This window comes from Chitinimonas koreensis (genome assembly GCF_014353015.1).
GTDB lineage: Bacteria > Pseudomonadota > Gammaproteobacteria > Burkholderiales > Chitinimonadaceae > Chitinimonas > Chitinimonas koreensis.
Genome location: NZ_CP060704.1, coordinates 145,151 through 153,447, shown reverse-complemented (window position 1 = coordinate 153,447; position 8,297 = coordinate 145,151). Strand labels below are relative to the sequence as shown.

Below are 8,297 nucleotides of genomic sequence, written 5' to 3'. Positions count from 1 at the left end.
GATCCCCTGCTCCTTTGGCTCAACGGGTGGTTTGCGGCTCATGCCGTGACGTGACTGGCGAAACGTCCGCAGCGCCTGCGAGGTGGCGCCGCGGGGTCGAACTGGCCGCCCGATGCGCCGCGCCGGCAAGCGCGGACGCATCGACGGGGGTGCCGCCCTAGTACTGGGCGGTCAATTTGAAGAACAGGCGGGCCTTCTTGTCGCCGCTGCTCTGCACCGGGCTGCTGATCGGCTTGGCCAGGTCCAGCGTGGCGAACACCACGCTGCTGAGGTTGGCCCGCAGGCCGCCGCCGTAGGACGAGATCGAACGGCGCACCACCGGCGCGCTGCCCGAATGCGCCCGGATGCGGCCGCCATCGACGAAGGTGTAGAGCTGCAGGCCGCCGGGCAGGAAGGACGCCTCGGGCGAGTAGCGCAGCTCGAGCGAGCCGGCGATGCCGTTGTCCGAGGCGATCTCGCCGTCGTCGTAGCCGCGGCCGTAGGTCGGGCCGCCGAGCGAGATCTCTTCGCTGGCCAGCAGCGAATCGGCGCTGAACTGGCTGGTGAAGGTGGCCAGGAGGCTGGTGCGTTCGCCGAGCTGCTGTACCCGGGTCAGGTCCAGCGTCAGCTTGGCGAAGTCGCTGCGGCCGTTCTCGCGCGAGGCGAGGTCGGCGCCGCGGTCGGTCGCGCCCATCACGTCCAGGCCCTTGTGCAGCGTGGCGCGCAGCGCGGTGATGCCGTTCCAGTCGTCGCTGCGGTCGTAGCTCAGGCCGACGCGCAGGATGCGCAGCTTGTCGCGCGTGAACGGGTCGCCGCCGATGTCGGTATCGACGTCGCGGTGCTCGAATTCGCCGACCAGGCGCAGGTTCTGCAGGCGCGAGCGGATCAGCGGGTAGGTCAGCGTCGCGGTCTGGTTGCGCACCTTGCTGCGCACGTCGAGCGCGGCCAGTTCGCGGCCCGGGCGCGAACGCGCGCGGGTAGCGCTGATGCCGCCGGTCATGCCGTCGCTGCTCAAGAGCGCGTCGTAGGCGGCGCTGACGGCCGACGAGCGATAGGCCGGCGTCGAGGCCTTGGCGGTCAGCGAGACGCGGTCGGCGCGCTCGCCGAACGAGTTGAACACCAGGCTGCCCGACAGCTGGTGCGAGCCGAGATAGCGGGTATTGCGGTTGTCGATGCTGACCGAGCCGTCGATGGCGTCGCGCTCGGCGCGCACCACCACGCGCGAGCCGCCGACCTGGTCGGGCGAGGGTTCGAGCGAGGCGCGCACGGCGAGGCCGCCGAGGTCGTTGGCCAGCAGCAGGCGCCGCTCGATCTCGGCCACGTTGATGGGCTTCACCCCGCGCAGGGGCTCGAGCAGCTTGGCCAGCGCGGCCTTGGCCGGGCCGATGTCGGCGTCGTAGGCGATGTCGGAGACGTAGCCCTCGACCACCACGATGCGGAAGCGGCCCTGGTCGATGGTCTGCTCGGGCACGATCACGCGCGAGGTGACGTAGCCGGCCGAGCGGTAGCGCAGCTCGATCTCGCCCGCGACCTTGAAGGCGTCGGCCACCGTGATGCGCTTGCCGATCAGGTCGGCGTAGAGCGGGCGGAGCAGCTCGGGACCGTAGGCGGTGGCGCCTTCGATCGCCATCTCGTTCAGCGTGAACGTCAGCTGCTCGGCCCCGGCCGGCGCTTGCGCGGCCGAGGCCTTGGGCACCGTGATCGGCTGGCCGGGCGGAGTCGGCTGCGGCAGCACCGGCTGCGGCGCTTCGCGGCCCGGCTCGGTCACCGAGGGCAGGGCGGCGAAGGCGGCGCCGGGCGCCAGCAGGCAGAACGCGGCCAGCAGGCCGGCGCGGCGCAGGGAAACGGCCCGCGCGGGAGCCGCAACGGGAAAGCAGGAAGCCACGTCGTCTTTGAAAGGCATGGTGGTCACTCTGGTCTGGAGCACGGAAGCGGGGAAGCGCCTGGGAATGTCGGGGTTCAGCGGGCCGGCGATCGGCCCCGTGCACCGCCTCGGACGAGCGGGCGGGCGGACTGCCGGAACGGCAGCGGGATGGCGGTTCGGGACGGGCTGGAGGGCTGCGGCATGGACCAATCCTGCTGTTGCGTGGAGCCGTCGATGCACCGGCCTGGTGCAGGAACCGACGGCAATACAGCATGAGTCTAGATGGTGAATCGGCAAATTTCCGGCCAACTCGAGGGCTTCGCCCTGGCAGACCTGGCGGTGCCGCCGACCGACGGCGCCGGCTCGGCTGTGGATAACTCCAGACGCCGTAGCGCAGCCCGCCCGGCGGCACGGAATCCCTCAGCGCCGACCGCATGTTCATCGCCTATCGGCCGTGCGGCTGTCATATGCTCGACGGCGGCGCGAGCGGTCGCGCCGATGCCGCCAAGGAGCCCACCCGATGCAAGCGCTGTTGCATTTCGACCTCGCCAGCTTCCTCGATTCGCTGGTCAGCCTCGCCACCGCCTTCGTGCTCGGCTCGATCATCGGCTACGAGCGCCAGTACCGGCAGCGCACCGCCGGCCTGCGCACCAACACCCTGGTGGCGGTCAGCGCCGCGGTCTTCGTCGACATGGCCTACCGCCTCAACGGCGCGGCCGGCGCGACCCAGGTGGCGGCCTACGTGGTGTCCGGCGTCGGCTTCCTCGGCGCCGGCACCATCATGAAGGAAGGGCTGAACGTGCGCGGCCTCAACACCGCCGCGACGCTGTGGGGCTCGGCCGCCGTCGGCGCCTGCGCCGGCGCCGACCTGGTGGCCGAGGCGCTGCTGGCGGCGATCTTCGTGCTGGCCTCCAATACCCTGCTGCGGCCGCTGGTCAACTCGATCAACCGCCGGCCGATCGACGACCGCGCCAGCGAGGTGACCTACCAGCTCTGCCTGGTGGTCCGCAGCGATCAGCAGAAGCAGGTGCTGGACCTGCTGGAAACCGCGCTGGCCGAGGCCAGCTACCCGGTGGGCGACCTCGAGGTCGAGCCGTTCGGCGAGGACGCCGTCGAGATCAAGGCCACGCTGCTGTCGACCTCGGTCGAATCGGCGCAGCTGGAGCGCATCGTCGCCCAGCTCTCGGGCGAGAACCATGTTCGGCAGGCGTTCTGGAATCTCAGCACCACGGAGTGAGCGCCCGCCCGGCGCCGCGGCGCCGCCCGGCTCACGGCGCCGCGCAGACCTCGCGGATGCAGCCGCGCAACCAGCGGTGCGCCAGGTCGGCATCGAAGCGCGGATGCCATAGCAGCGACACGGTGAATTCCGGCAAGGGCAGCGGCAAGGCGAAGCTGTGCATGCCGTCGCGCAGGTTGCCGCTGTGCCGCTCGGGCACGCTGGCGATCAGGTCGGAGGCGCGGGCCAGCGCCAGCGCGGTCGAGAATTCCGCGACCAGGGTGCCGACCTGCCGTTCCAGCCCGAGCGACAGCAGCGCCGCGTCGATCGCGCCTTTCTCCAGGCCGCGACGCGACACCGCCACGTGCCGGCCCGCCGCATAGCGCTGCGGCGTGATCTCGCCCGCGCAGAGCGGATGGCCGGCGCGCACCACGCCGATGAAGCGGTCGCGGAACAAGGCCTGGGCGCGCAGCTCCGGCGCGGTGTCCGGCCCGACCACGCCGGTTTCCAGATCGATCTCCCCATCGCGCAGCGGTGCGCCGTCCTTGTCCGGCTTCTGCACGAAGCGCAGCCGCACGCCCGGCGCCTCGGCCTCCACGCGGGCGAGCAGGCGCGGGCCGAAGTTCTCCACGAAACCGTCGCGGCTGCGCAGCGTGAACACGCGCACCAATTGCCCCAGCGCGAGCCCGCCGGCCGGCCGCAACACCGCCTCGGCCTCCTGCACCAGCCGGCCGACCTGCTCGCGCAATGCCAGCGCGCGCGGCGTCGGCACCAGGCCGCGGCCGGCCCGGACCAGCAGCGGATCGCCGGTGGTCTCGCGCAGCCGCGCCAACGCGCGGCTCATGGCCGACGGGCTCAGCCGCAGCCGCCGCGCCGCCCGCGCGACGCTGCCCTCCGCCAGCAGGACGTCGAGGGTGACCAAGAGGTTGAAATCGGGCGTGGACATGGCCGCACCGTGGCACGGTTCACATATGGCGTCAAACGCATGGATGAAGTGCAAATGGTGCGCCTTCCGCCATGCCGGTCGGCGGACTAGCCTCCAGGCTTATCCCACGCCGCTCATCGGCATCGACGAGGCAACCATGCAAACCACGCTCGCAACAAGCAATCAGGACATCACCCGGGCGGAGCGGCCGCCGGCACGCGGCGCGCTCGCCAGCCTGGCGCTGGCCACGCTGCTGGCCTCGCTCGGCACCAGCATCGCCAACGTCGGCCTGCCCGCCCTGGCGCAGGCCTTCGCCGCGCCGTTCCAGGACGTGCAGTGGGTGGTGCTCGCCTACCTGCTCGCCGTCACCGCGCTGATCGTCAGCGCCGGCCGGCTCGGCGACCTGGCCGGCCGGCGCCGGGTGCTGCTGGGCGGGCTCGGCCTGTTCACGCTGGCCTCGCTCGCCTGCGGCGCCGCCCCCTCGCTCGGGACGCTGATCGCGGCGCGGGCGGCGCAAGGCCTCGGCGCGGCCGCCATGATGGCGCTGACCATGGCCATGGTGGGCGAGGCGGTGCCGAAGGAACGGACCGGCAGCGCCATGGGGCTGCTGGGCACCATGTCGGCGGTCGGCACCGCGCTCGGCCCTCGCTCGGCGGCCTGCTGCTCTCCGCCTTCGGCTGGCCCGCGCTGTTCCTGGCCAATGTGCCGCTGGGCCTGCTGGCGCTGCTGCTGGCCCGGCGCTACCTGCCGGCGGACCGGCCGGCGGCGGCCCAGGGCGCGCAGCGCTTCGACAAGGTCGGCACGCTGCTGCTGGCCGCGACGCTCGCCGCCTACGCGCTGGCGACGACGCTGGGCCGCGGCCGTTTCGGCCCGCTGAACCTGGGCCTCCTGGCGGCGGCCGGGCTGGGCGCCGGCCTGTTCGTGCTGGCCGAGGCGAAGGCGGCCAGCCCGCTGATCCGGCTCGCCGCGTTCCGCGATCCGGTGCTGAGCGCCGGCCTCCTGACGAGCGGGCTGGTGATGACGGTGATGATGACCACGCTGGTGGTCGGACCGTTTCACCTCGCGCACGCGCTCGGGCTGAACGCGGCGCTGGCCGGCCTCGCCATGTCGGCCGGCCCGGCCGTCTCGGCGCTGACCGGCGCCCCGGCCGGCCGCCTGGTCGACCGCTTCGGCCCCGTCCGCATGATCGGGCTCGGGCTGGCCGGCATGGCGACCGGCAGCATCCTGCTCGCGGCCATGCCGCTCGGCGCCGGCGTGCCGGGCTACGTGGCGCCGCTGGTCGTCCTCACCGCCGGCTATGCGCTGTTCCAGGCGGCCAACAACACGGCGGTCATGAAGGAAGTGCGGCCGGACCAGCGCGGCGGCGTGTCCGGCCTGCTCAACCTGTCGCGCAACCTCGGCCTGTTCACCGGCGCATCGGCCATGGGCGCGGTGTTCGCGCTGGCGACGGCGGCGGCCGACGTCGGCACCGCCGGCCCGGCGGCCGTCGCCGCGGCGACCCGGACCACCTTCGCGGTCGCGGCGCTGCTGGTGCTCGCCGCACTGGCGATCGCGGCCGTCAGCCGCCGTCGCGCGGCACGCGGTTCGAGCGCCTCCTGACGCAGGTCGGGCCGGGTTCCGCTCGTCGTCCGACGCAACGCAAGCAGGCCGATGACCGCGCCTAGAGCCATCAGGCAGGCGAACACAGCGATTCCGCGGCCGGAAATATCCGCCCGGAAACCGTGACGGCCCACCGGACCCTCGATCGGCGGGCCGTCGCTCACGATTGCGCCGAGCCCGCCGGGGCGTCCCTTCCCGGCGATTGACCTTGCTTCCACATTTCGAATATAGTTGAAACATGGAAAACAAGGCTGCCGTCACCCTGCTCGCCGCGCTCGCCCAGGAAACCCGTCTGGCGATCTTCCGGTTGCTCATCGTCCAAGGGCCGCAGGGCATGACCGTCGGCCGGATCGGCGAGACGCTGGAGGTGCCGCCGGCGACCCTGTCCTTCCACCTGAAGGAACTCGCGCGCGCCAACCTGATCGTCGCGCGGCAGGAAGGCCGCTTCATCCACTACTCGGCGAATTTCGACACGATGAACGCGCTGCTGGGCTTCATGACCGAGAACTGCTGCACCGCCGGCGACGCCGGGCAGCAGGCCGGCTGCTGCGGCTGATCGCTTAAAACCCCAACATTTCAATTTTATTTGAAAGATGTGATGGACAAGCCGGCCGTACGACAAGTCTTCGAAGCGCTCTCGTCGAGCGCGCGGCTCGACGTCTACCTGCTGCTGGTCGAGGCCGGCACCGCCGGCCTGGTCGCCGGCGAGCTCGCCAGCCGGCTCGACATCGCGCCGTCCAAGCTGTCCTTTCACCTGAAGAACCTCACCCATGCCGGCCTGGTGTCGGTCGAGCAGGAAGGCCGCTTCCAGCGCTACCGCGCCAATCTCGCGCGGATGCGCGAGGCGACGCATTTCCTGAACCAGCGATGCTGCGGCGGCCATCCCGAGCGGTGCGCCGAGCCGACGCAAATCCGCCAGCCCATCTCCACCCTGCAAATGAAGCCAAGCATGAACATCCTGATCCTCTGCACCGGCAACTCCTGCCGCTCGATCCTGGCCGAAGCCACCCTCAACCACCTGGCGCCGCCGACGATCCGGGCCGTCAGCGCGGGCAGCAGGCCGGCGGGCCACGTCCACCCGCGCTCGCTCGCCCTGCTGCAGCGCGAAGGGATTTCCGTCGAGGGCCTGCACAGCAAGTCGTGGGACAGCCTGCCGACCACGCCCGACGTCGTCATCACCGTCTGCGGCAGCGCGGCCGGCGAGGTCTGCCCGGCCTATCTGGGCCCGGTGCTGCGGGCGCACTGGGGCGTGGAAGACCCGGCCCACGCCAGCGGCACCGACGCCGAGATCGATGCCGCCTTCGAGAACGCCTACCGCATCCTGCGCAACCGCATCGAAGCCTTCCTGGCGCTGCCGCCCGAGGTGCTGGCCGACCCGGCCAGGCTCAAGCCCGAGCTCGATCGTATCGGCCTGATCGGCGCCTGACGTCCGCGGCCCGGCGCCTGGCTTTACTCGGCGGCGGGCGAGGGGCCGAGCCCGCTCGCCTGCAACCATTCAATCCGCCTCAGTTATGGAGACCGCCATGTCGGACGAGGTCTACGCCGTGCCCTTCATCAAATCCGGAGAACAATGATGGACCTGCGTCGCCGCCTGTTTGCCGAATGGCTCGGCACCGCCTTCCTGCTGGCCGTCGTGGTCGGCTCGGGCATCATGGCCGAACGCCTGTCGGGCGGTAACACCGGGCTCGCCCTGCTCGCCAACGCGCTGGCCACCGGCGGCGGATTGATCGCCCTGATCCTGACCTTCGGCGGCATCTCGGGCGCGCATTTCAACCCGGCGGTGACGCTGGCCGCCGCGCTGCGGCAGGAACTCGGCGGCCGCGACGCCCTGCTCTACATGGCGGTGCAGATCCTCGGCGCCTTCTGCGGCGTGGCCGCGGCGCACGGCATGTTCGGCGAGCCGCTGTTCTTCGCATCGCAGCATGTCCGCACCGGGCCGGCGCAATGGTGGAGCGAGTTCGTCGCCACCTTCGGCCTGCTCGCGGTGATCTTCGGCTGCTCGCGCAGCCGGCCCGAGGCCGTGCCGTTCGCCGTGGCGTCCTACATCGTCGGGGCCTACTGGTTCACCGCGTCGACCTCGTTCGCCAACCCGGCCGTCACCCTGGCCCGCGCGGCCACCGATACCTTCGCCGGCATCCGGCCGGCCGACGCGCCCGGCTTCATCGCGGCGCAACTGGCCGGCGCGGTCGCCGCCACGCTGGTGTTCGGCTGGCTGCTGCGCGACAAGGCGCCGTTGTCGCTGGATCTGCTGGCCAACGCCGGCGAAGACCGGACCGTGACGCCGCTACGCGACTGATCCGCGCCCCACGCGGATCGCAGCCGGCGCGCCGCGCACGATGAGATCGGTCACGTAGGCCGCATCCGGCCCCACGCCGCGCAAGGTCGCCGATGCGAAATTGCGCTGGCGCGACAGCCCGACGAAGTACAGCCCCGGCAGGTCGAGCGCGACGCCGTTGCGCTGGCGCGGGCAGCCTTCGGCATCGAGCACGCCCAGCCGGGCCAGCCAGGGCATGCGCGGCCGGAAGCCGGTGGCGAACAGCAGCACGTCGATACGCTCGTGGCGGCCGTCGGCCCAGATCACGCCGTCTTCGACCACCGCGCGGAACATCGCCTCGCGCACCAGCCTGCCGGACCGGACCGCCCGCCGATACGGCCCGCCGTCCAGCACGGGCGTGCTCTGGTCGCTGAGCCAGCGGGTGCAGCAGGAAGCGCAG

General features: G+C 71.8%; 7 protein-coding genes and 1 pseudogene. 5 read left to right on the top strand and 3 right to left on the bottom strand.

Annotated features, from left to right (window positions below; genetic code table 11):
* Positions 1-157: 157 nt before the first annotated feature.
* Positions 158-1,882 carry a ShlB/FhaC/HecB family hemolysin secretion/activation protein gene (locus tag H9L41_RS00685; protein WP_084300497.1) on the bottom strand — a complete coding sequence of 575 codons (1,725 nt, stop codon included), beginning with the start codon at positions 1,880-1,882 and terminating at the stop codon, positions 158-160.
* Between the two features lie 481 nt (positions 1,883-2,363).
* Between H9L41_RS00685 and H9L41_RS00680 the strand changes: the two genes are divergently transcribed.
* Positions 2,364-3,080, top strand: coding sequence for an MgtC/SapB family protein (locus H9L41_RS00680; RefSeq protein WP_028447172.1), 717 nt, complete (start codon positions 2,364-2,366; stop codon positions 3,078-3,080).
* A 31-nt stretch (positions 3,081-3,111) separates the two neighbouring features.
* Here H9L41_RS00680 and H9L41_RS00675 read toward each other — a convergent pair whose 3' ends face one another.
* The gene (locus tag H9L41_RS00675) at positions 3,112-4,005 is read right to left on the bottom strand and encodes a LysR family transcriptional regulator (RefSeq protein ID WP_028447173.1); all 894 of its coding nucleotides are present in this window, start codon (positions 4,003-4,005) and stop codon (positions 3,112-3,114) included.
* Between H9L41_RS00675 and H9L41_RS25965 the strand changes: the two are divergent.
* The 4 genes and pseudogenes from H9L41_RS25965 to H9L41_RS00655 all read left to right on the top strand — a co-directional run bounded on the left by H9L41_RS25965 (position 3,902) and on the right by H9L41_RS00655 (position 7,879).
* Positions 3,902-5,583: pseudogene (locus H9L41_RS25965) on the top strand (MFS transporter). The gene H9L41_RS00675 and the pseudogene H9L41_RS25965 overlap by 104 nt on opposite strands.
* A gap of 238 nt (positions 5,584-5,821) precedes the next feature.
* Positions 5,822-6,139 (top strand): ArsR/SmtB family transcription factor, encoded by a 318-nt coding sequence (locus H9L41_RS00665; RefSeq protein ID WP_028447175.1) that lies wholly within the window; start codon positions 5,822-5,824, stop codon positions 6,137-6,139.
* A gap of 42 nt (positions 6,140-6,181) precedes the next feature.
* Positions 6,182-7,009, top strand: coding sequence for a metalloregulator ArsR/SmtB family transcription factor (locus tag H9L41_RS26390; RefSeq protein WP_084300498.1), 828 nt, complete (start codon positions 6,182-6,184; stop codon positions 7,007-7,009).
* A 147-nt stretch (positions 7,010-7,156) separates the two neighbouring features.
* Positions 7,157-7,879 (top strand): aquaporin, encoded by a 723-nt coding sequence (locus H9L41_RS00655; protein WP_028447177.1) that lies wholly within the window; start codon positions 7,157-7,159, stop codon positions 7,877-7,879.
* On the opposite strand, the gene H9L41_RS00650 is transcribed toward H9L41_RS00655, so the two are convergent.
* Positions 7,868-8,251, bottom strand: a complete 384-nt coding sequence (locus tag H9L41_RS00650; protein ID WP_169730218.1) for an NAD(P)/FAD-dependent oxidoreductase — start codon at positions 8,249-8,251, stop codon at positions 7,868-7,870. The genes H9L41_RS00655 and H9L41_RS00650 overlap by 12 nt on opposite strands.
* Positions 8,252-8,297 lie beyond the last annotated feature (46 nt).

Coding starts and splice junctions, on each gene's coding strand:
- H9L41_RS00680 (WP_028447172.1), top strand. CDS start 2,364: ATGCAAGCGCTGTTGCATTTCGACCTCGCCAGCTTCCTCGATTCGCTG.
- H9L41_RS26390 (WP_084300498.1), top strand. CDS start 6,182: ATGGACAAGCCGGCCGTACGACAAGTCTTCGAAGCGCTCTCGTCGAGC.
- H9L41_RS00685 (WP_084300497.1), bottom strand. CDS start 1,882: ATGCCTTTCAAAGACGACGTGGCTTCCTGCTTTCCCGTTGCGGCTCCC.
- H9L41_RS00675 (WP_028447173.1), bottom strand. CDS start 4,005: ATGTCCACGCCCGATTTCAACCTCTTGGTCACCCTCGACGTCCTGCTG.
- H9L41_RS00665 (WP_028447175.1), top strand. CDS start 5,822: ATGGAAAACAAGGCTGCCGTCACCCTGCTCGCCGCGCTCGCCCAGGAA.
- H9L41_RS00655 (WP_028447177.1), top strand. CDS start 7,157: ATGGACCTGCGTCGCCGCCTGTTTGCCGAATGGCTCGGCACCGCCTTC.